The sequence below is a fragment of the Pseudomonas sp. GYB4201 genome (genome assembly GCF_056312595.1).
On the sequence record NZ_JBWGIG010000001.1, the window covers coordinates 120,393 to 142,376 of the forward strand.

General features: G+C 65.5%; 19 protein-coding genes and 1 pseudogene. 8 read left to right on the forward strand and 12 right to left on the reverse strand.

Annotated elements, in window-relative coordinates:
* Nucleotides 1-81: 81 nt before the first annotated feature.
* From AC0Z2B_RS00595 to AC0Z2B_RS00620, 6 genes are all read left to right on the forward strand, one after another.
* Entirely contained in the window at nucleotides 82-717 is a 636-nt protein-coding gene (locus AC0Z2B_RS00595) for a TetR family transcriptional regulator (protein WP_416422185.1), read from the forward strand.
* Between the two features lie 148 nt (nucleotides 718-865).
* Nucleotides 866-1,366 (forward strand): urease accessory protein UreE, encoded by a 501-nt coding sequence (ureE, locus tag AC0Z2B_RS00600; RefSeq protein WP_416422184.1) that lies wholly within the window; start codon nucleotides 866-868, stop codon nucleotides 1,364-1,366.
* Nucleotides 1,363-2,037 (forward strand): urease accessory protein UreF, encoded by a 675-nt coding sequence (locus tag AC0Z2B_RS00605; protein WP_476294756.1) that lies wholly within the window; start codon nucleotides 1,363-1,365, stop codon nucleotides 2,035-2,037. The genes ureE and AC0Z2B_RS00605 overlap by 4 nt, the downstream gene beginning before the upstream one ends.
* A gap of 12 nt (nucleotides 2,038-2,049) precedes the next feature.
* Nucleotides 2,050-2,664, forward strand: coding sequence for an urease accessory protein UreG (gene ureG / locus AC0Z2B_RS00610; RefSeq protein WP_416422182.1), 615 nt, complete (start codon nucleotides 2,050-2,052; stop codon nucleotides 2,662-2,664).
* 127 nt (nucleotides 2,665-2,791) lie between these two features.
* Nucleotides 2,792-3,364, forward strand: a complete 573-nt coding sequence (locus AC0Z2B_RS00615; protein WP_476294757.1) for a HupE/UreJ family protein — start codon at nucleotides 2,792-2,794, stop codon at nucleotides 3,362-3,364.
* Between the two features lie 153 nt (nucleotides 3,365-3,517).
* Nucleotides 3,518-4,594 carry an AGE family epimerase/isomerase gene (locus AC0Z2B_RS00620; RefSeq protein WP_476294758.1) on the forward strand — a complete coding sequence of 359 codons (1,077 nt, stop codon included), beginning with the start codon at nucleotides 3,518-3,520 and terminating at the stop codon, nucleotides 4,592-4,594.
* Between the two features lie 4 nt (nucleotides 4,595-4,598).
* On the opposite strand, the gene AC0Z2B_RS00625 is transcribed toward AC0Z2B_RS00620, so the two are convergent.
* The 6 genes from AC0Z2B_RS00625 to AC0Z2B_RS00650 form a co-directional block, all read right to left on the reverse strand.
* Complete coding sequence (locus AC0Z2B_RS00625) at nucleotides 4,599-5,366, reverse strand: SDR family oxidoreductase (protein WP_416422179.1); 768 nt, start codon at nucleotides 5,364-5,366, stop codon at nucleotides 4,599-4,601.
* A gap of 706 nt (nucleotides 5,367-6,072) precedes the next feature.
* The gene (locus AC0Z2B_RS00630; RefSeq protein ID WP_416422178.1) at nucleotides 6,073-6,789 is read right to left on the reverse strand and encodes an ABC transporter ATP-binding protein; all 717 of its coding nucleotides are present in this window, start codon (nucleotides 6,787-6,789) and stop codon (nucleotides 6,073-6,075) included.
* The gene (locus AC0Z2B_RS00635; RefSeq protein WP_416422177.1) at nucleotides 6,786-7,658 is read right to left on the reverse strand and encodes an ABC transporter ATP-binding protein; all 873 of its coding nucleotides are present in this window, start codon (nucleotides 7,656-7,658) and stop codon (nucleotides 6,786-6,788) included. The genes AC0Z2B_RS00630 and AC0Z2B_RS00635 overlap by 4 nt, the downstream gene beginning before the upstream one ends.
* A complete protein-coding gene (gene livM / locus AC0Z2B_RS00640) occupies nucleotides 7,655-8,938 on the reverse strand; it encodes a high-affinity branched-chain amino acid ABC transporter permease LivM (RefSeq protein ID WP_476294759.1) in 1,284 nt (427 codons plus the stop codon). The genes AC0Z2B_RS00635 and livM overlap by 4 nt, the downstream gene beginning before the upstream one ends.
* Nucleotides 8,939-8,941: 3 nt before the next feature.
* The gene (locus AC0Z2B_RS00645; protein WP_416427528.1) at nucleotides 8,942-9,856 is read right to left on the reverse strand and encodes an ABC transporter permease subunit; all 915 of its coding nucleotides are present in this window, start codon (nucleotides 9,854-9,856) and stop codon (nucleotides 8,942-8,944) included.
* Between the two features lie 165 nt (nucleotides 9,857-10,021).
* Nucleotides 10,022-11,161 carry a branched-chain amino acid ABC transporter substrate-binding protein gene (locus AC0Z2B_RS00650; RefSeq protein WP_416422175.1) on the reverse strand — a complete coding sequence of 380 codons (1,140 nt, stop codon included), beginning with the start codon at nucleotides 11,159-11,161 and terminating at the stop codon, nucleotides 10,022-10,024.
* Nucleotides 11,162-11,663: 502 nt separating this feature from the next.
* Between AC0Z2B_RS00650 and pncB the strand changes: the two genes are divergently transcribed.
* The gene (gene pncB, locus AC0Z2B_RS00655; protein WP_476294760.1) at nucleotides 11,664-12,863 is read left to right on the forward strand and encodes a nicotinate phosphoribosyltransferase; all 1,200 of its coding nucleotides are present in this window, start codon (nucleotides 11,664-11,666) and stop codon (nucleotides 12,861-12,863) included.
* 44 nt (nucleotides 12,864-12,907) lie between these two features.
* Here the strand turns inward: pncB and azu are convergent, their stop codons facing one another.
* A complete protein-coding gene (gene azu / locus AC0Z2B_RS00660) occupies nucleotides 12,908-13,357 on the reverse strand; it encodes an azurin (RefSeq protein ID WP_416422173.1) in 450 nt (149 codons plus the stop codon).
* A gap of 262 nt (nucleotides 13,358-13,619) precedes the next feature.
* Here azu and AC0Z2B_RS00665 point away from each other — a divergent pair, with 262 nt between their 5' ends.
* Nucleotides 13,620-14,207 carry an LOG family protein gene (locus tag AC0Z2B_RS00665; RefSeq protein WP_416422172.1) on the forward strand — a complete coding sequence of 196 codons (588 nt, stop codon included), beginning with the start codon at nucleotides 13,620-13,622 and terminating at the stop codon, nucleotides 14,205-14,207.
* Here the strand turns inward: AC0Z2B_RS00665 and AC0Z2B_RS00670 are convergent, their stop codons facing one another.
* The 5 genes and pseudogenes from AC0Z2B_RS00670 to AC0Z2B_RS00690 form a co-directional block, all read right to left on the reverse strand.
* Entirely contained in the window at nucleotides 14,208-15,110 is a 903-nt protein-coding gene (locus AC0Z2B_RS00670) for a transglutaminase family protein (RefSeq protein ID WP_476294761.1), read from the reverse strand.
* Nucleotides 15,107-17,590, reverse strand: coding sequence for a circularly permuted type 2 ATP-grasp protein (locus AC0Z2B_RS00675; protein ID WP_416422170.1), 2,484 nt, complete (start codon nucleotides 17,588-17,590; stop codon nucleotides 15,107-15,109). Before AC0Z2B_RS00675 ends, AC0Z2B_RS00670 begins: the two co-directional genes overlap by 4 nt.
* Before the next feature lie 65 nt (nucleotides 17,591-17,655).
* Complete coding sequence (locus tag AC0Z2B_RS00680; protein WP_476294762.1) at nucleotides 17,656-20,931, reverse strand: transglutaminase family protein; 3,276 nt, start codon at nucleotides 20,929-20,931, stop codon at nucleotides 17,656-17,658.
* A 193-nt stretch (nucleotides 20,932-21,124) separates the two neighbouring features.
* Nucleotides 21,125-21,547 carry a hypothetical protein gene (locus AC0Z2B_RS00685; RefSeq protein WP_476294763.1) on the reverse strand — a complete coding sequence of 141 codons (423 nt, stop codon included), beginning with the start codon at nucleotides 21,545-21,547 and terminating at the stop codon, nucleotides 21,125-21,127.
* A 30-nt stretch (nucleotides 21,548-21,577) separates the two neighbouring features.
* Nucleotides 21,578-21,928, reverse strand: a pseudogene (locus AC0Z2B_RS00690) (NAD synthetase); the annotation flags it as partial.
* Between the last annotated feature and the right edge of the window lie 56 nt (nucleotides 21,929-21,984).

Consider the following 21,984-nt stretch of genomic DNA (forward strand, 5'->3'; position numbering starts at 1 on the left):
AAAGCCCGGTCCCCGTACCGGGCTTTGATTTTTCCGCCGATTTGCTAGAGTGCTGCGCTGCCCTTCACAGAATCCCGCACCATGTTGCCCCGCGCCGAACAGAAACAGCAGACCCGCCACGCCCTCCTCGATGCCGCCCGGCAATTGATCGATGCCGGCCGTGGGTTCGGCAGCATCAGCCTGCGTGAAGTGGCCAAGGCCGCGGGCATCGTGCCCACCGGCTTCTACCGCCATTTCGACGACATGGACCAGTTGGGCCTGGCCTTGGTCAATGAAGTGGGCGAAACCTTCCGCGAAACCATCCGCCGCGTGCGCCGCAACGAGTTCGAGCTCAAGGGCCTGACCGACGCCTCGGTGCGCATCTTCCTCGACAGCGTGGCCGCGCACCGCTCGCAGTTCCTGTTCCTGGCCCGCGAGCAGTACGGCGACTCGCGCCCGGTGCGCCAGGCGCTGACCTGCCTGCGCGACGGCATCAGCTCGGACCTGGCCGCAGACCTGGCGCTGATGCCCAAGTGGCAGCACCTGGACAGCGCCGCCCTGGCGGTGATGGCGGACCTGGTGGTGAAGACCGTGTTCGCCACCCTGCCCGAGCTCATCGACCCGCCCGCCGAGGCTCTACCCCGGCAGTTGTCGCCCCAGGCGAAGATCACCCAGCAGCTGCGCTTCATCTTCATGGGCGCCAAGCACTGGCACGGTTTGAGCAGTATTGACGACTGACCCAGCTTGGTGCCATACAGGCTGAAGCGCACCAATATGTAACATTTTGTTGCCCCAAGTTCTGGCGCAAGGCCGGCATTCGCAGCGCTCGCATGTTGGCAAGATGCTTGCTGTCAGCAAACTATCGCACTCAGCCGGATGCCTGAAAATGCTGGTGATCCACCGCAGAACCGAGCCAAAACCTGACTGGTCGGCCGAATTACACCTGAATTTCGAAGCGCGCAGCAAAAGCCGCCTGCGCTGTTTTAGTGCCGACGGCGAAGACGTCGGGTTGTTTCTGGAGCGCGGCCAGCCGCCGCTGCACGACGGCGAATTCCTCGAAGCCCAGGACGGCCGCGTGGTGAAAGTCGTGGCCCGCCCCGAAACCCTGCTGCACGTGACCTGCGCCAGCGCCTTCGAGCTGACCCGCGCCGCCTACCACCTGGGCAACCGCCACGTGGCCCTGCAAGTGGGCGATGGCTGGCTGCGCCTGCTGGACGACTATGTGCTGAAAGCCATGCTCGACCAACTGGGCGCCACCACCGAGGTCATCGAAGCGCCCTTCCAGCCCGAGCATGGCGCCTATGGCGGCGGCCATCATCACTCGCGCCATGGCGAGGAAGATTTCAACTACGCGCCCAAGCTCCACCAGTTCGGCGTGCGCACGTGAACCCGGCCTGGGCCCTGCTGCGCCTGGCCAGCCCGCAACTGCCGATTGGCGGCTACAGCTATTCCCAAGGCCTGGAGATGGCGGTGGAACAAGGCACGGTCAAGCAGGCCGACGACGCGCGCCGGTGGATCAGCGATCAGTTGCTGCTCAACCTGGCACGCTTCGAGGCGCCATTGCTGCTGGCCCACTGCACCGCCGCCGCGGCAAACGATTGGCCGGCCCTGCGCCAGTTGAGCGACGAGCACCGCGCCAGCCGCGAAACCCGCGAGCTGGCCCAGGAAAGCCGGCAGATGGGCTATTCGCTCAAGCAGTTGCTCGACGGCCTGCCCGAACTGGACAGCGCCGCCCGCGACTTCCTCGCCGCCACGCCCGAACCGCACCTGGCCCTGGGCTGGGCGCTGGCCGCGCGCGCCTGGAATATCAGCCCCGCCGACGCCCTGGCCGCCTGGCTGTGGAGCTGGCTGGAAAACCAATTGGCGGTGCTGATGAAAACCCTGCCACTGGGCCAGCAAGCCGCCCAGCGCCTGACCAGCGAGCTGCTGCCCTTGCTGCAGCAGGCCCAGCAGCACGCCAGCGAACTCGACCCCCACCACTACGGCAGCGCCGCCTTCGGCCTGTCCCTGGCGAGCATGGCCCATGAGCGCCAGTACAGCCGCCTGTTCCGTTCCTAGGAGATGACAATAATGAATACCCAGCCCCTGCGTGTCGGTATCGGCGGCCCGGTCGGTTCCGGCAAGACCGCCCTCACCCTGGCCCTGTGCCTGGCCCTGCGCGAGCGCTACAACCTTGCCGTGGTCACCAACGACATCTACACCCGCGAAGACGCCGACTTCCTGGTGCGCAACGAGGCCCTGGCGCCCGAGCGCATCATCGGCGTGGAAACCGGCGGCTGCCCGCACACCGCCATCCGCGAGGACGCCTCCATCAACCTGGAAGCCGTGGACCAACTCAACCGCCGCTTCCCGGGCCTGGACCTGATCCTGGTGGAGTCGGGCGGCGACAACCTCTCGGCCACCTTCAGCCCCGAGCTGTCGGACCTGACCATCTACGTGATCGACGTATCGGCCGGCGACAAGCTGCCGCGCAAGGGCGGCCCGGGCATCTGCAAGTCGGACCTGCTGGTGATCAACAAGATCGACCTGGCACCGCTGGTGGGCGCTTCGCTGGAAATGATGGACGGCGACACCAAACGCATGCGCAACGGCAAGCCGTTCGTGTTCAGCAACCAGAAGACCGGCCAGGGCCTTGAAGAGATCATCGCCTTCATCGAACGCCAGGGCCTGCTGACTGCCGCCTGAGCCACCACACCCCCGTAGCCGCTGCCCACAGGCTGCGCTGGCCCTGAGCCCCGCTTGAGATTTGCAGTGTACTCAGGGGCCAGCGCAGCCTTCGGCAGCGGCTACACACCTACCAAGGAAGCCACCCATGACCCTGAAAAAACTCTTCGGCGCCGCCGCCCTGCTGCTCACCCCGGCCCTGGCCTTCGCCCACCCCGGCCACGGCGAACATGGCATCGTTGCCGGCGTGCTGCACCCGCTGACCGGCATCGATCACCTGCTGGCCATGCTGGCCGTGGGCCTGTGGGCCGCGCAGCAGACCGGCAAGGCGCGCTGGGCGCTGCCCGCCACCTTCGTCGGCACCATGCTGCTGGGCGGCGTGCTTGGCTTTGAAGGCCTGCAGTTGCCAGGCCTGGAAAGCGGCATCGCCGCCTCGGTGCTGGCCCTGGGCCTGGCGGTGGCCCTGGCCATTCGCCCACCGGTAGCCCTGGCCATTGGCGCCACCGCGCTGTTCGCCCTGTTCCACGGCGTGGCCCACGGCCTGGAGCTGCCGGAGATGTCCAGCCCATGGGCCTACGCCGCCGGTTTCGTTGCCGCTACCGCCGCGCTGCACGCGGTCGGCTATGCCGTGGTGCGCCTGCTACCCCAGGCCGCCAGCCCGCTGGTGCGCATCGCCGGCGCGCTGTCCGCGCTGACCGGCGCGTGGCTGCTGGCCGGCTGACCCCCCCCGTAGCAGCGGCCGCAGGCCGCGTCCCAAGGCCCCGCGTATCCCCTGGAACCACGCAGGCCCGGGACGCAGCCTGGCGGCAGCTGCTACGGGGCGCTTCATCCCTGTTACCATGTCGCTCAAACAGCCGCTTTGACGACACCTTTCATGCTCGATCACTCCCCGCAAGCCGCCTTCACCGCCGTGCATGAGCACTTCCTGAAGACCATCGTGCCCCTGTGGCAAGGCCCCGGCTGGAACGCCGACCTGGCGCTGCCCTACGAGGCGCTGGCGCCCGACCACACGCCCATGCCGGTGCAACGCTACCGGGCCATGGCCTGCGCGCGGCAGCTGTACCTGTTCGCCGGGCTGATCGAGCAACCGGGCGCGCGCGAGCACGCAGCAGCGCTGTTCCGCTCGCTGCAGAAGCATTTCCACGACGCCGAGCACGGTGGCTGGTTCTACAGCATCGACGCCCAGGCGCGGCCGCTGGACCGCACCAAGGACCTGTACACCCACGCCTTCATCATCTTCGCCTGCGCCCACTACTGGCGGCAGTCCCGCGACCCGCTGGCCGAGTCGGTGCTCAACGCCGCGCTCAACGTGGTCGCCACGCGGTTCGCCAGCGGCGATGGCCTGTACGAGGCCGCGCTGGCCGAAGACTGGGCGCCACTGGGCAGCGGGCCGCTGCAGAACCCGCTGATGCACCTGGCCGAGGCCTTCCTGGCGACCCTGGCAGTGCGTGATGATGAAGCGGTGAGCGAGGCGCTGCTGGCCCTGTGCGCGGCCATGCAGGCGCGCTTTGTCGATGGTGCTTCGGGCTTCCTGATGGAGAAACCGTGCGGCGCTGTGGATAACTGGTGGGAGCCAGGCCATCAGTTCGAATGGTTCTATCTGCTGGAATCATCCGAGCTGCTGCGCGGTGGTGCGCTGCATGCGTCGCTGGACAAGGCGTTCGCCCCTTCCGAGCGCATGGGCGTGAAGCAGGGCGGCGTGCTGGCGATGCTCGACGTCGACGGCGGCGTGCGCGATGCCACCCAACGCATCTGGGCCCAGGCTGAATACCTGCGGGCCCTGACCCTGCGCCCCGGCGCCGATGTGGCCGGGCAGCTGCAAGTGCTGCAAGCGCGCTTCCTGCATGCCGGTGGCTGGCACGAGTGCCGCGATGCCAGCGGGGCGGTGAGCCGGCCGGATATGCCGTCCACCACCCCGTACCACCTGGCTACGTGCTACGAGGCGTTGTAGCGCCTTACGCCTTGTGCGGGCGCTCGATGGCGAAGCCCGCCCAGCTCTGGGTCACCGGCATCAGTTCCAGGCTGTTGATGTTGACGTGCGCCGGGGTGTTCAAGATCCAGAAGATAGTGTCGGCAATGTCCTGCGGCTGGATCGGCTCAGCGCCCGCGTAGGTGGCGTCGTAGCGCGCCTGGTCGCCGTTGAAGCGCACCAGCGAGAACTCGCTTTCGCACAGGCCCGGCTCCAGGTTGGTGACGCGCACGCCAGTGCCCTGCAAGTCGCAACGCAGGTTCAGCGAGAACTGTTTGACGAACGCCTTGGTGGCGCCATACACGTGGCTGCCCGGGTAGGGGTAGTTGCCCGCCACCGAACCGAGGTTGACGATGCTGGCGCCGCGGCCCTGGGCGATCAGGCGTGGCAGCAGCAGGCGGGTGCTGTACATCAGGCCTTTGACGTTGGTGTCGACCATGGTGTCCCAGTCGTCCAGGTCGCACTTGGGCGCTGGGTCCACGCCCAGGGCCAGGCCGGCGTTGTTGATCAGGCCGGTGAGCTTGTCGAACTCCGGCGGCAGGCCGGCGATGGCAGCTTCCATAGCCTTGCGGTCACGCACATCCAGCACCAGGGCGTGCACCTTGGTCTGCTTGGAGAGTTCCTCGGCCAGGGCGTTCAGGCGCTCCTCACGGCGACCGGTCAGCACCAGCGACCAGCCGGCCTCGGCAAAACGGCGGGCACAAGCTTCGCCAAACCCGGAAGTGGCGCCAGTGATAAACACGGTGGAAGTCATTGCATGCTCCTGGAAGGCTGTGGGTAAAGTCGATTTCAAAGCATGCCCGCGCGGCTGCGCGACGGCAAGTAAAAGGCGCACCTGATCAAAAAATGATCGCCGGCCGCAAACCCTTGTGCCAGCTGGGCCGCCGCCACTTTTGCGCACGTTATCCACAGGCCCTTGCACAGTATCCGTGGGCAACTGTGCTGTGCACAAAGCCTTGAATGGCGGGGCTTGTAGCGGGGTGCAGCGGCTTTTCGGCTTGACCTTGACCGCGCAGTCAGGTAGCCCCGCCAGCGGTCACGCGTGAGGGATAACCATGGGGATGGCGCCAGGCCAGTAACTACGCCGCTCCGGGCAGTCTTTCCAAGGCTTGCCCACAGAGTTATCCACAGGCTTTCAGGCCCCGGACGAGCGGTATTGGCCGGTGGATAAGGGCTTGACAAACACCCCGGCAGCAGGCTGGAAAAACGCTGATCAAAAAACAACCACAACCCTGCAGGCCACGCCGTTAAAGGCCTTGGGCAATGTACACCCAAGTTACCCACAGCCAGCTCCACAATAACCGGGGACAACTGCTTTACATGACAAAACAATGAATTGGAGTGGTTTTATGTCGCAGTGGGCGAGCAAGCAAAAAGGGTTTTCCACAATCCTGTGGAAAACCCTTTTTTACGCCAAACCCGTAGCAGCTGCCGCAGGCTGCGTCAGGGCGTCATACAGGTCAGTGGCCGCCGAGATAAGCGTTACGCACCTCATCGTTACTCAGCAGCTCCGCCCCCGTGCCCGTCAACCGAATCTCGCCGTTGACCATCACATACGCCCTATCCGACAGCTTCAGCGCATGGTTGGCGTTCTGCTCCACCAAAAAGATCGTCATCCCCGACTTCGCCAGCTCGCGCAGGGTGCTGAAGATCTGCTTCACCACGATGGGCGCCAGGCCCAGCGACGGCTCGTCCAGCAGCAACAGCTTGGGCCGGCTCATCAAGGCGCGGGCAATGGCGAGCATCTGCTGCTCGCCGCCCGACATGGTCATGGCGCGCTGGTTGCGGCGCTCCTTGAGGCGCGGGAACAGCTCGAACATGCGCTGCATGTCTTCGCTGGCGAACTTGTCGCCGATGGGGATGGTGCCCATCAGCAGGTTCTCTTCCACCGACATGTCGGGGAACACCCGCCGGCCTTCCGGCGACTGGGCGATGCCGTTGGAGGCGATGTAGTGCGAGGACTTCTTGGTGATGTCGGTGCCGCGGTAGATGATCTGGCCGTTGGCGGCGCGCGGCTGGCCGAAGATGGACATCAGCAGGGTCGACTTGCCGGCGCCGTTGGAGCCGATCAGGCTCACGGTCTCGCCCTCGTTGATGTGCATCGAGACCTTTTTCAGGGCCTGGATGGGCCCGTAGAACACGTCGAGTTCCTTCAGTTCGAGGATCGGGGTACTCATACCAGCTCCTCTTCATCCGCGCCCAGGTAGGCGGCGATCACTTTCGGGTCGTGGCGAATCTGCTCCGGGCCGCCTTCGGCGATCACGTTGCCGTGGTCCAGCACCACGATGTGGTCGGAGATGCCCATGACCATGCCCATGTCGTGCTCGATCAGCACGATAGTCATGTCATGCTCGTCGCGCAGCAGGCGGATCATGCCGCTCAACGCTTCGGTTTCCTGCGGGTTGAGGCCGGCAGCCGGTTCGTCCAGGCAAATCACCTGGGGCCGGGTGCACATGGCCCGGGCGATTTCCAGGCGGCGTTGCTGGCCGTAGGAAAGCTCGCCGGCCAGGCGGTTGGCGCAGTCCACCAGGTCCACCACTTCCAGCCAGTAGAACGCGGTGTTGAGCGCGTCTTCCTCGGCCTTGCGGTAGCCCCGGGTGTTGAGGATGCCGGCCACCATGTTGCGGTTCACCCACATGTGCTGGGCCACCAGCAGGTTTTCCACCACCGACATTTCCCGGAACAGGCGAATGTTCTGGAAGGTGCGGGCCAGGCCTGCGCGGTTGACCAGGTGGGTGCCGCCGAACATCTTGTAGTACAGGCGGCTGGCGAAGCTGCGCGGCGAGACGAAGTCGGTGGGCTGGAAGGGCTCGCCCAGCAGCTTGATGACGTTGGTCTTGATGCCACGGGTCTGCAGCTCGATACGCCCGCCAGTGGCCTTGTAGAAGCCGGTCAGGCAGTTGAACACGGTGGTCTTGCCGGCGCCGTTGGGGCCGATCAGGGCGAAGATCGAATTGCGCTTCACCTTCAGGCTGACATCGCTGAGCGCCTTGATGCCACCGAAGTGCATCATCAGGTTTTCAACCGTGAGTACATATTCACTCATGGCGCCACTCCTTTACGCGGGACCACACCGGTACGGCTGATACGAATCAGGCCGCGCGGTCTCCAGATCATCATCAACACCATCAACACGCCGAACAGCAGCACACGGTACTCGGCGAACGAGCGCAGCAGTTCGGGGGCCACGGTGAGCACGAAGGCGGCGATCACCACCCCGACAGTGGAACCCATGCCGCCCAGCACCACGATGGCCAGGATCAGCGCCGACTCGAAGAAGGTGAACGAGGTGGGATTGACGAAGCCCTGGTAGCTGGCGAAGAACACCCCCGCCAGGCCCGCCGTGGAGGCGCCCAGGGTGAAGGCCGAGAGCTTGACCAGCACGTGGTTCAGGCCCATGGCGCGGCAGGCGATCTCGTCTTCGCGCAGGGCTTCCCAGGCGCGGCCCACCGGCATGCGGGTAAGGCGGTGCTTGATGTACAGCACGCCGATCACCACCAGGAACAGCACCGCGTAGATGAACACGAATTTCAGGTCGGGGTTGTAGTCGATGTGCAGGAACTCATGGATAGGGATGCCGCCCTCCTTCGCCTTGCGCCCGAACTCCAGGCCCAGGAAGGTCGGCGATGGCACCGGCACGCCGTTGGGGCCGCCGGTGAACGACAGCCAGTTGTTCAGCACCAGGCGGATGATCTCGCCGAAGCCCAGGGTGACGATGGCCAGGTAGTCACCGTGCATGCGCAACACCGGGAAGCCGAGGATGCAGCCGGCGAACGCCGCGGCCAGGGCCGCCAGCGGCAGCGCCGACCAGAAGCCCAGGCCCAGGTACTGGTAGCCCAGCGCCAGGCCGTAGGCACCGATGGCGTAGAACGCCACGTAGCCCAGGTCGAGCAGGCCGGCCAGGCCCACCACGATGTTCAGGCCCAGGCCCAGCAGCACGTAGATCAGGCCGAGGATGACGATGGTCAGCACGTACTTGTTGGCGAACGCCGGGAAGACGATGGCCAGCACGATCACCAGCGGGATCACCCAGCGCAGCGCCGACTTGTGGCCGGGGGCAAGCACGTGCACGCCCGAGCCGCCGCGCTCCATGCCCTGGGAAATGCGCAGGCCGCGGGGCGTCTGCAGGAACAGGCTGATGAGGAACCGGCCGATCACCACGGCCAGCACCAGCCAGGCCACGCGGGAGGGTTCCAGGTTGAAGCTGTAGCCTTGCAGCACCACGCCGACGATCGGGCCGAAGACGATCAGCGCCAGCAGGCCGGCGATCACCGCGTCGATCACGCTTTGCTTGATATCGATGGGTTTGATTGGGGCACCAGACATAAATTACACCTTCGCCACGAGTGGTCGACCCAGCAGGCCCTGGGGTCGGAAGATCAGGATCAGCACCAGCAGGGCGAAGCTGAACACGTCTTTGTAGTCAGAGTTGATCAGGCCCGAGAACTGCGACTCGGCAACCCCAAGGATCAACCCGCCGAGCATGGCCCCCGGCAGCGAGCCGATGCCGCCCAGCACCGCGGCGGTGAAGGCCTTGATGCCGATGATGAAGCCGGCGTAGAAGTCGAAGGTGCCGTAGTTCACGGTGATCAGCACGCCCGCCAGCGCCGCCATGGCCGCGCCGATGATGAACACGTAGGAAATCACCCGGTCGGTGTTGATGCCCAGGATCGAGGCCATCTTGCGGTCTTGCTGGGTGGCCCTGCACATGCGGCCCAGCTTGGTGTACTGGATGATGTAGGTCAGCACGGCCATGCCGGCGAACGCTGCCACCAGGATGAACAGCTTGGTGTAGGTGATCTGTACGAAGCCGGTGCCGATGTCGAAGCGCCAGCCGCCGCTGAGCAGCGTGGGCACGCCTTGCTGGTTGGGGCCCTGGGCGATCTGCGCGTAGTTCTGCAGGATCAGCGAGATGCCGATGGCGCTGATCAGCGGCGCCAGGCGCGTAGAGTTGCGCAGGGGCTTGTAGGCCACGCGCTCGATGACGAAACCGTAGACCCCGGTGACGACGATGGTGAACACCAGCGTGCCGAGAATCAGGAAAGGGAAGGACTCGACGCCAAAGAACGACAACACCGCCAGGCCGATGGCCGCCAGGTAGGCAGAGATCATGTACACGTCGCCGTGGGCGAAGTTGATCATGCCAATGATGCCGTAGACCATGGTGTAGCCGATGGCGATCAGCCCGTAGACCGACCCGAGGGTCAGGCCGTTGACCATTTGTTGCAGGAAAATACCATCCATCATGCACGCTCACGAACTTCTGGGCCGCACGGGTCCGCGCGGGCAAGCCGGGCCTGCCCACTCGAGACGCGAGCGGTGGTAAGAGAACTGACGGGCCTGGCCACGAGCGGCCGGGCCCTGTTTGACCCAGCCTGGGGCTTAGCCCCGGGCCAGGCCGACGTCATGTCATTTCTGCTTGTCGAGCTGGTGGTATTTGCCGTCCTTGTCCCACTGGTACACCACGTAGTCCGAGACTTTCAGGTCGCCCTTGCTGTCCCAGGTCTTAGTGCCCATCACGGTGTGGACAGGGTTGGCCTTCAGCCATTTGGCAGCGTCTTCGCCCTTGTCGGACTTGGCGCCATTGAAGCCTGCGGCCAGGGCCTGGATCGAGGCGTAGGCGTACAGGGTATAGCCTTCAGGCTCGTAGCCGGCCTTGCGGAACTGGTCCACCACCGCCTTGCTGTCTGGCAGCAGGCGCGGGTCGGCGCCGAAGGTCATGTACACGCCATCCACGTACTGGGCGCCACCGGCGGTGGTCACCAGTTCGTCGGTGACCACGCCGTCGTCGGACATGAACTTCACGTCTTTCAGGCCTTGCTCGCGCAGTTGGTGCACCAGCGGGCCGGCCTCGGGGTGCAGGCCACCGAAGTAGACCACGTCGGCGCCAGCGGCGCGGATCTTGGTCACCAGGGCGCTGAAGTCTTTCTCGCCGCGGGTCAGGCCCTCTTCCAGCACCGGCTTCACGCCACGGGCGGTCAGCTGCTTGGCGGTGGCGTCGGCCAGGCCCTTGCCGTAGGTGTCCTTGTCGTTGATGACCGCGACTTTCTTGCCTTTGAGCACGTCGACGATGTAGTCACCGGCGACCACGCCCTGCTGGTCGTCACGGCCGCACATGCGGAACATGGCGGTCAGGCCGCGCTCGGTAACCTGTGGGTTGGTGGAGCCTGGGGTGATGGCGATGATGCCAGCGTCCCCGTAAACCTCAGAAGCAGGAATGGTGGACGAGGAGCAGAAGTGACCGACCACGCCGGCGACCTTGTCCTGGTCAGCCAGCTTGTTGGCCACCGCCACGGCCTGTTTCGGCTCACAGGCGTCGTCGCCCTGCACCAGGATGATCTTGCCGCCGTTCACGCCGCCGTGGGCGTTGATCTCGTCGGCCGCTGCCTGGGCACCTTTCATGTATTGCAGACCGAAGGATGCGTTGGCACCGGTCATGGGGCCTGCCACGCCGATCTTGATGTCGGCTGCCTGTACAAACGAAGAAACACCCAACGCAGTAGCCACTGCGAGAGCCAGAAAACCTTTCCTGTAAAACGTCTGCGACATGAGGTGGTGCTCCTGAGTTTTTTTGGTTGGCACTACAACTTCAGCAATAGCTCTGAGCAAGCGCCGTGCCATCCCATTTTCCAATGTGGGACGCCAGGCGCCGTTTTGCGCGCGCAGGCCCTGCGCCCGCCTTTTTGCGGCTCGTGCAACCGTCTGGCTCGGGCCTGGTAACACCGGGTTGCAAAAAAGGCGCAACCACAAAGTGCCATCATTGCAACCTGCTAGCACTTGCGCGTGCAACCGACCTGTAACAGGCTGCGTAACCGAAGTGCACATCAGCGGTGCGCAATTGCTACGCCACGCACCATTACAGGCTAGCTGGTGCCTGGAAAAACACAGAGTTAGTTAGGAAACTACTTATAGTGGCGGCGAAAAGGCGATGCCAGAGGCTTTCGCGCCAGGCTCAAGCATTCGGCGGCCAGCACAAAAGACTGGCAGAATGAGCCTTTACTGTGCGCCACTATCGATTCCGTCATGCCGCCAGGCCCAGTTGGAGCCCTCAATGAGCGAGAGCGTATTCGCTGATCGCATCGTGCAGAACCTGCTCGACACCGATTTGTACAAGCTGACCATGATGCAGGCCGTCCTGCACAACTACCCCAACGTCGAGGTGGAGTGGGAGTTCCGCTGCCGCAACGGTGAAGACCTGCGCCCGTACCTGGCCGAAATCCGCTACCAGATCGAGCGCCTCTGCGAACTGAGCCTGAGCAGCGACCAGCTGGGGTTCCTGGAGCGCATCAACTTCATGAAGCCGGACTTCCTGCGCTTCCTGGGCCTGTTCCGCTTCAACCTGCGCTATATCCAGACCAGCATCGAGAACGACCAGCTGAGCATCAAGCTGCGCGGGCCGTGGCTGCACGTGATCCTGTTCGAAGTGCCGCTGCTGGCCATCGTCAGCGAAGTGCGCAACCGCGTGCGTTACCGCGAGGTCACCCTGGGCCAGGCCCGCGAGCAGCTGTACCGCAAGTTCGACTGGCTGGCGGCCAACGCCTCGGCCGACGAACTGGCCGAATTGCAGGTAGCCGATTTCGGCACCCGCCGGCGCTTTTCCTACAAGGTTCAGGAAGAAGTGGTGTCGGTGCTCAAGCACGATTTCCCCGGGCGCTTCGTCGGCACCAGCAACGTGCACCTGGCGCGGGAAATGGACATCAAGCCGTTGGGCACCATGGCCCATGAATGGATCATGGCCCACCAGCAACTGGGCCCGCGGCTGATCGACAGCCAGAGCGCGGCGCTGGATTGCTGGGTGCGTGAATACCGTGGGCTGCTGGGCATCGCCCTGACGGATTGCATCACCATGGACGCCTTCCTCAGCGATTTCGACCTGTACTTCGCCAAGCTGTTCGATGGCCTGCGCCATGACTCGGGCGACCCTGTGCAGTGGGCGGAAAAAGCCATCGCCCATTACCAGAAGCTGGGCATCGACCCCATGAGCAAGACGCTGGTGTTCTCCGACGGGCTGAACCTGCCCAAGTCGCTGGACATCTTCCGCGCGCTGCGCGGGCGCATCAACGTCAGCTTCGGCATTGGCACCAACCTGACCTGCGATATCCCGGGGGTGGAACCGATGAGCATTGTGCTGAAGATGACCGACTGCAATGGCCAGCCGGTGGCGAAGATCTCGGACGAGGCGGCGAAGACCCAGTGCCGGGATGAGAACTTTGTGACCTACCTGCGCCACGTCTTCAAGGTCAAACCCTGACCTGTAGCCGCTGCCGCCAGGCTGCGGCTACGGTGATGAGGTGATCAATCCACCAGGGTGACCGCGCCTTTCATCATCGAGATGTGGCCCGGGAACGAGCAGAAGAACGCGTAGTCAGTCCCCGCCTGCAGCTTCGACACGTCGAAGGTCACCGAATCCTTCTCGCCGGCACCGATGATCTTGGTGTGGGCCAGGATGCGCTCGTCGCCATCCTTCAGGTAGTTCTTGTCGATGCCGGCAGCCATGCCGTCGCTGGCCACGCCCTGGGCGTCGGCAGCCTTGCTCAGCACCCAGTTGTGGCCCATGACGTTCTTGGCCAGCGAGCCCGAGTGGCCCAGGTTGACGGTGAAGGTCTTGCAGGTCTTGCTGATTGCGATGGCTTTGGTGTCGAAGGTCATGCTGTCGGTGGAATCGACGTCTACCTTGCAATCAGCGGCAAATACCTGGCCGGCAGCGAGGGCAAGCAGGGAGGCGGCTACGACTTTTGCGAACATGGTGGATCTCCAGGACAGTTATTAAGCAAGGCTTCTTCTATGAGCCCTATCGAAAATGGCAACAAGACAAACCTTACACGCACCTAATATTGTATACAATATCAATCACGGAGCGTTTACATGAACAATTTCCTGCGCAGCCTGCTCGCCGCCTACGCCTGCGGCAACACCGGCACCGAACATCTGGACGACTGAACGAAAAGCTGGAGCCAGAGCGCCTGCGGATTTACCCTGTGGCCCCCAACGTGCCAGGAGCCACCCCATGCCTTTGACTTCAGTCTGTGTTTTCTGCGGCGCCAGCAGCGGCAACAACCCGGTATACCGCGAGGCGGCCATCACCCTGGGCCGCGCCCTGGCGGCGCGCAAGCTGACGCTGGTCTACGGCGGTGGCGCCGTGGGCCTGATGGGCATCGTCGCCGATGCCGTGCTGGAAGCCGGCGGTGAAGTGATCGGCATCATCCCCCACAGCCTCAACGACCTGGAAATCGGCCACAAGGGCCTCACCCGCCTGGAAGTGGTGGACGGCATGCACGCACGCAAGGCGCGCATGGCCGAGCTGGCCGACGCCTTCATCGCCCTGCCCGGCGGCCTGGGCACCCTGGAAGAGCTGTTCGAGGTGTGGACCTGGGGCCAGCTGGGCTACCACGGCAAGCCGCTGGGCCTGCTGGAGGTGAACGGCTTCTACAGCAAGCTCACCGGCTTCCTCGACCACCTGGTGGAGGAAAACTTCGTCCGCGAGCAGCACCGGGCGATGCTGCAGGTGAACGACTCGGCCAACGACCTGCTCGACGCCCTGGACGCCTGGCAGCCCACGGTGCTGCCGAAGTGGACCGACAAGAAGCCGGACTGATCAGCCCGCCAGCTCGCCCAGCGGCGTCACCGTGACCTGCACTTCCGGGTCATGGCTGCCGCCGCCCAGGATCACCCCGCGCAGTGGCGAGACGTCGGAGAAGTCGCGGCCCCAGGCCAGGGTGATGTGCTCCAGCGCCGGCTGCACGTTGTTGGTGGGGTCGAAGTCGACCCAGCCCAGCGGCGGGCAATACACCGACACCCAGGCATGCGAGGCGTCGGCGCCGATCAAGCGCGGCTGGCCGGGCGGTGGCTGGGTCAGCAGGTAGCCGCTGACGTAGCGCGCCGCCAACCCGCGCGACCGCAGGCACGCCAGCATCAGGTGGGCGAAGTCCTGGCACACGCCGCGGCGGCGCTCCAGCACTTCCACCAGCGGCGTCGCCACCTGGGTGGCCTCGGCGTCGAAGGTGAACTCCTCGAAGATCTTTTCCATCAGCGCCCGCGCACCTTCCAGCAACGGCCGGCCGGGCGGGAAACAATCGGCGGAAAAGGCCACGAAGCTCTGCTTGAGCCGCACATAGGGCGACTCGAAGCGGTAGCGGCAGGCCTTCATCAGGTCCTCGGCGATGGGCGCGCTGTTGTAGCACAGGGCGTTGCGCACCTTTTCCCAGCCTTGCGAGGCGGCGAAGTCCGGCGTGGCCCGCGCCAGCACCTCCACTTGCAGGCGTGCGCTGACTTTCAACTCGTCGTGGGGCCGCTCGAAGGTCAGGCGCGTCAGCGGGTTGCCGAATACGTCGAAGTCATCCACGCGCCAGCTGGGTTCGGGGCTGATGACCAGGCTCTGCTCGCGGCAGATCTGCCAGGCGCAGGGCCGCGGCCACAGGTGCGCCAGCTGCTGGGCCAGGGACACCGGGCTGTCGTAGTGGTAATGGGTGTCGTGAAGAATCTGGTACTGGGCGCTCATACCGACACCGTCCGTTGGCTGACATCATCGACGTGGGCGAAATGGCGCAGGGCCAGGCGGTCAGAGACCTGGCCGCTGGCTTCGTTGATGGTCTGCAGCAGGTCGGCCAGGCCGTCGAGCACCGCCTGCACGCTGGGCGCGCCGAACAGCGAGTGTTCCAGGCTGCCCAGGTCGAAGCCGGCCAGGCGCTCGATGAGCATGGCCAGGCCGCGCTCGCGGGGCGCACCGAATTCATCGTTGAGGCGCCGCAGCGCGCGGTTCACCAGCTTGAGCTGGAAGATCACCGCGTGGGGGTTCTGCTCGTCCAGCAGCAACAGGTCGAGCACCGGGATCAACTGCGGCACCGCCAGGTAGCGCGAGCGGTAGGTGATGCTGCTGTTGCCCAGTTCCAGCAGCCATTCAAGGCCGGCCTGGTCGGTCACCGCCACGCCGCGCAGGAAGCCGGCCAGGCTGGTGCTGAGGAACTGCAGGCGCTCGATGCGCCGGCCGATCATCAGGAAGCGCCAGCCCTCGTCGCGGGTCATGTCGTCGAGGGCGAAGCCCGACAGCGCCGCCAGCGACATCACCAGGCGGTTGAGGAAGTCCAGCAGCTCGCCCAGGTCGGGCTCTTCCACGTCCAGGCTCTGGGCTTCGCGCTGCAGCTCCACCAGCGCCTGCCAGTTTTCCCTGGACAGCTTGCCGCGCACCTGCGAGGCCGCCCACTGCAGGCGCTGCAGGTTGGCGCGCAGGCTGAACGGCCACTCTTCGCCCAGCAGCGCGGCCAGCAGGCGTTCTTCCAGCTCGCCCTCCTCGGGCAGCAGCGACAGGCGCTCGGCCAGCTCCACCGCGGCGTCCAGCGCCAGCGGGTCGTCGCCGTCGATGTAGCGGCCAAGGATGATGCGCAGCAGCCGCGCGCTGTCGTCGCAGCGCTCGCAGTAGCGGCCGAACCAGAACAGGTTCTCCACCACCCGCGACGGCAGGTACGGGTCGACCCGCACCACGTCGTGCACGCCGATGGTTCGCTGGGCCTTCCACTGTTCGCCGATGGGCACGCGTTCGCCCAGCACCCAGGTGTCCTTGCTGGCACCGCCGCGCTGCATCGACACCACCTCGGCGTCAGCCTCGGCGGCCACCCGCGTCAGGGCGCCGGGCAGCACCCGGTAGCCGTCGTAACCAGCCACCGCGTACACGCGCATGCCGATGGCCCGCGGCGCCAGTTGGCCGTTGTCCTGCCACACCGGCGCCTGGCTTAGCTGCGCCAGCTCCTGGGCCACGTAGGCGTAAGGGCGCGCCTGGATGCGCTCGGCCATGGCCTTGCGCTGCTTGGCATCAAGGTCGCGGCCGAACACCGGGGTAAAGCTTTGCGAGGGGAACGCCGGCTTGATCAGCAGGTTCGGCAGCTTTTCCAGGGCCTGGGCCATCACCGGCGGCTCGCCGCACCACCAGGTGGCGATGGACGGCAGGATCAGCTTCTCGCCGAACAGGTGCTCGTTGATGGTCGGCAAAAAGCCCAGCAGCCCAGGCGATTCCAGCACGCCGCTGCCCAGGGCGTTGGCCACCAGCACGCGGCCCTGGCGCACGGCTTCGAGCAGGCCGGGCACGCCCAGGGCCGAGTCGGTGCGCAGTTCCAGCGGGTCGCAGAAGTCGTCGTCCAGGCGCCGCATGATCGCGTGCACCCGGCGCAGGCCGTTGAGGGTCTTGAGGTACACGGTGGCGTCGCGCACGGTCAGGTCGCTGCCTTCCACCAGCGGGTAGCCCAGCTGGCGCGCCAGGTACAGGTGTTCGAAATAGCTCTCGTTGAAGCGCCCGGGGGTCAGCAGCACGATCAGCGGGGTTTCGTTGCCGCCCGGCGCCAGGCGCCGCAGGGTGTCCTGCAGGGTGCGGAAATAGCCCGCCAGGTGTTCCACCTTGAGGTCGCGGTACAGCTCGGGAAAGGCCCGCGACACGCTCATGCGGTTTTCCAGCGCATAGCCTGCGCCCGAGGGCGCCTGGGTGCGGTCGGCGGTCACCCACCAGCGGCCGTCGGGGGTGCGCGCCAGGTCCACGGCGCACAGGTGCAGGAAGGTGTCGCCGGGCAGCTTCAGGCCTTGGCACGGCCAGAGGAAATTGTTGTGGCCGTACACCAGCTCCGCCGGCAACAGGCCCTTGCGGATCAGCTCCTGGGGGCCATAGATGTCGGCCAGCACCGCGTTGAGCAGACGCGCGCGCTGGGCGATGCCGGCGCGCAGGTGCTGCCACTCGGCGGCGGGAATCACGTGGGGCAGCAGGTCCAGCTCCCACGGGCGGTCGGCGCCCTTGGGGTCGGCGTAGACGTTGTAGGTCACGCCGTTTTCCTGGATCTGCCGGGTCAGCAACGCCTGGCGCTGGGCCAACTGCGCCGGGCTACTGCGTTGCAATTGGTCGAACAGCTTGCGCCAGTGCGGGCGCACCGAGCCGTCAGCCGCGAGCATCTCGTCAAAACTTCCCGCCGTCAGCGGGTATCGGTCAAGCAGGTCTGGCATGGAACGCTCGGCGCAGGCAGTAAGACATCAGAAAAAAGCGGCAGGCCGGTTGCCCGGCCGCCCTTTCAGGTGCGACGCATGTCCAGTGTCATCGGCAGCTCGTCATTGTTCGTGAGTGTAGGCGCAGGCTGCGGGCCGGGGCTATGGCCCAGGCGGAAGAATCGCGACAGGCGCCGGCTCTCGGCTTCGTTGGCGTTCACCGGCAGCGTCTCGTAGTTGCGCCCGCCCGGGTGCGCCACGTGGTACTGGCAGCCGCCCAGGGAGCGCTGCATCCAGGTGTCGTGGATGTCGAAGGTCAGTGGCGCGTGCACCGGGATGGTCGGCTGCAGGCAGTTGAACGGCTGCCAGGCGCGGAACCGCACGCCGGCCACGTACTCGCCGACCTTGCCGGTGGGCTGCAGCGGCACGGTGCGGCCGTTGCAGGTGAGCACGTAGCGCTGCGGCGACAGGCCGTTGAGCTTGACCTGCAGGCGCTCCAGCGACGAGTCGACGTAGCGCACGGTGCCGCCGGCGCCGCCCTCCTCGCCCAGCACGTGCCAGGGCTCCAGGGCTTGACGCAGCTCCAGTTCGATACCCGCTACCGCATAGTCGCCGATCTTCGGGAAGCGGAACTCCAGGTGCGCGGCGAACCATTCGGCACGCAGCCCGTAGCCGGCGCCGTTGAGGTCGGCGATGACGTCGGCGAAGTCCTGTTCGATGAAGTGCGCGAGCATGAAGCGGTCGTGCAGCTCGGTGCCCCAGCGCGCCAGCTTCGGCGGCGCATAGGGCTCGCGCCAGAAGCGCGCCACCAGGGCACGCAGCAGCAGTTGCTGCACCAGGCTCATGCGCGCGTGGGGCGGCATTTCGAAGCCGCGCAGCTCCAACAGGCCGAGCCGGCCGGTGGCGCCGTCCGGGGAATAGAGCTTGTCGATGCAGAACTCGGCGCGGTGGGTGTTGCCGGTAACGTCGATCAGCAGGTTGCGCAGCAAGCGGTCCACCAACCACGGCGGGCATTGCTCGCCGGGCGCGGGCATCTGCTGGAAGGCGATCTCCAGTTCGTACAGCGAGTCGTTGCGCGCCTCGTCCACCCGCGGCGCCTGGGAGGTCGGCCCGATGAACAGGCCGCTGAACAGGTAGGACAACGACGGGTGGTTGTGCCAGTAGCTGATCAGGCTGCGCAGCAGGTCCGGACGGCGCAGGAACGGCGAGTCGGCCGGGGTGGCGCCGCCGAGCACGAAGTGGTTGCCGCCGCCGGTGCCGGTGTGGCGGCCGTCGATCATGAACTTCTCGGTGCTCAGGCGGGTTTCCCGCGCCTGTTCGTAGAGGAACTCGGTGCGCTCTACCAGCTCGTCCCAGCTGGCCGAGGGCTGCACGTTGACCTCGATCACGCCCGGGTCGGGGGTGATGCGGAAATTGGCCAGGCGCGGATCGTAGGGCGGCTCGTAGCCTTCCAGCAGCACCGGACACTTGAGTTCCTCGGCGGTGGCCTCGATCACTGCCACCAGCTCCAGGTATTCCTCGGCCTTGGCCAGCGGCGGCATGAACAGGTACAGGCGGCCGTCGCGGGCCTCGGCGCACAGGGCCGTGCGGGTCAGCCAGCTGGCCGACTCGTCCAGCTTGGGCACGCGCTCGTCGGCGGCCTGGGCCGGGCTGGCGACCTGCAGCTGCACCGGGGTGGGCAGCGCGCCCAGGTCCTGGTTGGGGTCGCGCGGGTGCACGAAGGGGTATTCGGCAGCGGTCACCCAGGGCTGCGAGGCCAGGGGCAGGCGGTAGCCCAGCGGCGAATCGCCTGGCACCAGCCGGCAGTGGCTGTCACGCAGGTACCAGCGGCCGCTCTGCCATTGCTCTCCATCAGCCGTGCGCGCCAGCGGCAGCACCTGGCCGATGACCTTGTCCAGGCCCTGGCTGAACACTTTGCGCAGGCGTTTGCGCTCCATTTCCTCACCCAGGCGCGAGTCCTCGGCGCTGACGTTCACCGGCAGCGCGCCTTCGCGCCACAGGTAGTAGAAATTGTCTTCGTAGGCCGGGAACACGAAGCGCGGCGGTAGCTTCAGGCGCTCGGCGACGCTGGCCAGGAAGCGCCCGGCCAGCTCGCCGGTAGCGCCGTAATCACGGGTTTCATCGGCGATCAGCGCGTCGTTGTGCCAGATCGGCTCGCCGTCCACGCGCCAGTAGGCGTTCAGCGACCAGCGCGGCAACTGTTCGCCGGGGTACCACTTGCCCTGGCCGAAGTGCACCAGGCCCTTGGGCGCGTAGCGGGCGCGCAGGCGCTGGTACAGCTCGGCGGACAGCTTACGCTTGACGTCGCCCAGGGCCGCGGTGTTCCACTCGGCGCCATCGGGGTCGTCGATGGACACAAAGGTCGGCTCGCCGCCCATGGTCAGGCGCACGTCGCCCTCCACCAGGTCGGCGTCGATCTGCAGGCCCAGCGCCTGGATCTCCTGCCATTGCTGTTCGCTGTAGGGCCGGGTGACGCGCGGCGCCTCCCAGATGCGCTCTACCGCCATTTCATGGCTGAACTCGCATTCGCACGGCTCCACCAGGCCGCTGATGGGCGCCGCAGAGGACGGATCGGGACTACAGGCCAATGGGATATGCCCTTCACCGGCGAACAGCCCAGAGGTGGCGTCCAGGCCGATCCAGCCCGCACCGGGCAGGTACACCTCGCACCAGGCGTGCAGGTCGGTGAAGTCCACCTCGGTGCCGGACGGGCCGTCCAGGGCTTTCACATCTGCCGTCAGCTGGATCAGGTAGCCGGACACGAAGCGCGCGGCCAGGCCCAGGTGGCGCAGCAACTGCACCAGCAACCAGGCCGAGTCACGGCAAGAGCCCGAGGCGTTTTCCAGAGTTTCTTCCGGCGTCTGCACGCCGGGCTCCATGCGGATCAGGTAGCCGATGTCCTGGCTCAGCCGCTGGTTCAAGCCCACGAGGAAATCCACGGCAGGAATCGGCGTGCGGTCGATACCTTTCAGGTACGCCTCAAACCTGGGCGACAGCGGCAGCTTTTCCAGGTACGGCGCCAGTTCGTGCTTCTCGTCCTTGGCGTAGGCGAAAGGGATATTTTCGGCGTAAGGCTCGAGGAAGAAGTCGAAGGGGTTGAAGACCGCCATCTCGGCGACCAGGTCCACCTCGACGCGGAACTCGTCGGTTTTCTCTGGGAACACCAGGCGCGCCAGGTAGTTGCCCTGGGGGTCCTGCTGCCAGTTGATGAAGTGCTGCTCGGGCAACACCTTCAGCGCATAGGACAGCACGCGCGTGCGGCTATGGGGCGCGGGGCGAAGGCGGACGATCTGCGGGCCAAGTTCAACCGCACGGTCGTAGCGGTAATGCGTGACATGGTGCAATGCGACATGGATCGACACGGCGTGCCTCCTGCGAGCCTTAACGGTAAGCGCACCGCGCAAGGTTTATGCCACGTGGGCAAAGCCAAGCACTAGAGCGCCTGCTCATTCAAGCACAGCACCAAGATCGTGCCATGCCCGATTAGCATCGCAAGGGTTGCACATTTATCGGGCAGGCACATGACGCAAGCGAAGGAGGCGGTTGGCCAAGGCGTTATCGCTGCCGACGCAGCCACAGGAAGTGTTGGCGCATTTCGCGATGGCGTCTCGAATTCAGCAGCAACAACCCCGTGAGCGGCGACAACACCGCTACCGCGAAGACACCGAGCGGTGGCTGGTAGAAATAGCTGGGGAGCACCGTGACCAGGCAGGCCAGCAACACGGCGGCAATAACCCAGGTCGCCGCGAGCCGGCCCCTGACCATCAGGAAATGGCTGATGAAAACTGCCACCCCCACCGATGCCCCGCCCCACAGCAGCCCCGGCCCCTTGAGCGGCTTGAGCGGCACGCTGGCCAGATAGGAGAAGCCGACAATGGCAACTACCGTACCAATCGCAAGGCAACAACATAGGACGACGCCTATGAACGCTGGGTAATATTTTGCCATCCAGCTGAGCGAGCCATGCTGGTCAGTCATTCACCGTCCTCCTCATACAGCCCGACGGCTAACCCAGCTCAGCACCGCCCCCGTGCAGGCCAACCCGGCATTGAGCGCTTCCTGCAACACCCGCGAGTCACGGCCGTCGTTGTGTACCTGGCTGATGAACTGCTCGGGCGTAGTGTGGCGCTTGGCCTCACGCAATATCACCCGCTTCACCGCCTTGCTGCAGATCGGCTGGAACTCACGCAGGGTGACCACGTTGAAATCGCTGTCGATATACACCACCCCGGCGCCGACGATTCCGGGGTCGGCGTCGATGGCGGCGAACAGGCGTGGCAGGTTGATGCGGCTTTCGATGCGCTGGCGGGCGAAGTGCTGAGAGGGGGTGGTGAAGGACGGATTGAGAGCGGTGCTCACTGGACGGTTCCTTGTTCAGTGGGAGGAGCGCGGTACGTAGCAGCTGCCGAAGGCTG

Excerpts from the sequence above, each read along its gene's own strand:
- AC0Z2B_RS00685 (WP_476294763.1), bottom strand. The coding sequence starts at position 21,547 with ATGACTGACCAGCATGGCTCGCTCAGCTGGATGGCAAAATATTACCCA.
- AC0Z2B_RS00630 (WP_416422178.1), bottom strand. The coding sequence starts at position 6,789 with ATGAGTACCCCGATCCTCGAACTGAAGGAACTCGACGTGTTCTACGGG.
- livM (WP_476294759.1), bottom strand. The coding sequence starts at position 8,938 with ATGTCTGGTGCCCCAATCAAACCCATCGATATCAAGCAAAGCGTGATC.
- AC0Z2B_RS00615 (WP_476294757.1), top strand. The coding sequence starts at position 2,792 with ATGACCCTGAAAAAACTCTTCGGCGCCGCCGCCCTGCTGCTCACCCCG.
- AC0Z2B_RS00645 (WP_416427528.1), bottom strand. The coding sequence starts at position 9,856 with ATGGATGGTATTTTCCTGCAACAAATGGTCAACGGCCTGACCCTCGGG.
- ureE (WP_416422184.1), top strand. The coding sequence starts at position 866 with ATGCTGGTGATCCACCGCAGAACCGAGCCAAAACCTGACTGGTCGGCC.
- AC0Z2B_RS00620 (WP_476294758.1), top strand. The coding sequence starts at position 3,518 with ATGCTCGATCACTCCCCGCAAGCCGCCTTCACCGCCGTGCATGAGCAC.
- AC0Z2B_RS00635 (WP_416422177.1), bottom strand. The coding sequence starts at position 7,658 with ATGAGTGAATATGTACTCACGGTTGAAAACCTGATGATGCACTTCGGT.
- pncB (WP_476294760.1), top strand. The coding sequence starts at position 11,664 with ATGAGCGAGAGCGTATTCGCTGATCGCATCGTGCAGAACCTGCTCGAC.
- AC0Z2B_RS00595 (WP_416422185.1), top strand. The coding sequence starts at position 82 with ATGTTGCCCCGCGCCGAACAGAAACAGCAGACCCGCCACGCCCTCCTC.
- azu (WP_416422173.1), bottom strand. The coding sequence starts at position 13,357 with ATGTTCGCAAAAGTCGTAGCCGCCTCCCTGCTTGCCCTCGCTGCCGGC.
- AC0Z2B_RS00650 (WP_416422175.1), bottom strand. The coding sequence starts at position 11,161 with ATGTCGCAGACGTTTTACAGGAAAGGTTTTCTGGCTCTCGCAGTGGCT.
- AC0Z2B_RS00675 (WP_416422170.1), bottom strand. The coding sequence starts at position 17,590 with ATGCCAGACCTGCTTGACCGATACCCGCTGACGGCGGGAAGTTTTGAC.
- AC0Z2B_RS00665 (WP_416422172.1), top strand. The coding sequence starts at position 13,620 with ATGCCTTTGACTTCAGTCTGTGTTTTCTGCGGCGCCAGCAGCGGCAAC.
- AC0Z2B_RS00670 (WP_476294761.1), bottom strand. The coding sequence starts at position 15,110 with ATGAGCGCCCAGTACCAGATTCTTCACGACACCCATTACCACTACGAC.
- AC0Z2B_RS00625 (WP_416422179.1), bottom strand. The coding sequence starts at position 5,366 with ATGACTTCCACCGTGTTTATCACTGGCGCCACTTCCGGGTTTGGCGAA.
- ureG (WP_416422182.1), top strand. The coding sequence starts at position 2,050 with ATGAATACCCAGCCCCTGCGTGTCGGTATCGGCGGCCCGGTCGGTTCC.